Annotated in this window: 2 protein-coding genes; both read right to left on the bottom strand. The window is 45.2% G+C overall.

Features of this window, described 5'->3' with window-relative positions:
• A partial coding sequence (gene tnpB, locus IEY48_RS20360) for an IS66 family insertion sequence element accessory protein TnpB (RefSeq protein WP_188923353.1) occupies nucleotides 1-329 on the bottom strand: 329 nt, incomplete at its 3' end.
• Nucleotides 326-516: hypothetical protein (locus tag IEY48_RS20535; protein WP_229786620.1), on the bottom strand; the 191-nt coding region annotated here is incomplete at its 5' end. The genes IEY48_RS20535 and tnpB, both read right to left, overlap by 4 nt.

The following is a 516-nucleotide window of genomic DNA, read 5'->3' as shown; positions in this document are numbered from 1 at the left end:
TTTAGGGATTGATGCCCAATCACATCAAAGCCTGATAACAGCCAGGAAAGCTGCTGCTCAGTTAAGCAATACGCCTGATGGTCAACTTTACTGGGCCATTTAAATCTTTGCTTTTCAAGTCGCTTATACCACAGGGCAAATCCCGTCTTATCCCAGTACAGCAGTTTGAGCTTATTTTTGGCCTTATTACAAAACACAAACAGTGCGCCAGTATAAGCATCATGCGCAAGTTCTTGCTCAACAATAGCCACAAGGCCATCAATGGATTTACGAAAATCCACGGCATCACGATGCAAATAAATGGCAGGAGGCTCGATAAACATCTTCATGGCGCAAGCTCTCGCAATAGTTGTGCAAGAAAACTCGGCGAAGTTGAGTGAGGCAAATGTAATTTGGCTTTAGCAAATTCTAACGCGATAGCAGCTTGTGGCTGCACGAATTCGAGCTGAGTCACTTGGTGCTCGGTGACTTTGTGTTGTGAGATTTGGGCGCAGACGAAAGCGCTTTCAGTCAATG

The sequence above is a fragment of the Shewanella saliphila genome (assembly GCF_014648295.1).
GTDB classification, from domain to species: domain Bacteria; phylum Pseudomonadota; class Gammaproteobacteria; order Enterobacterales; family Shewanellaceae; genus Shewanella; species Shewanella saliphila.
This window is presented reverse-complemented; position numbering and strand designations above follow the sequence as displayed.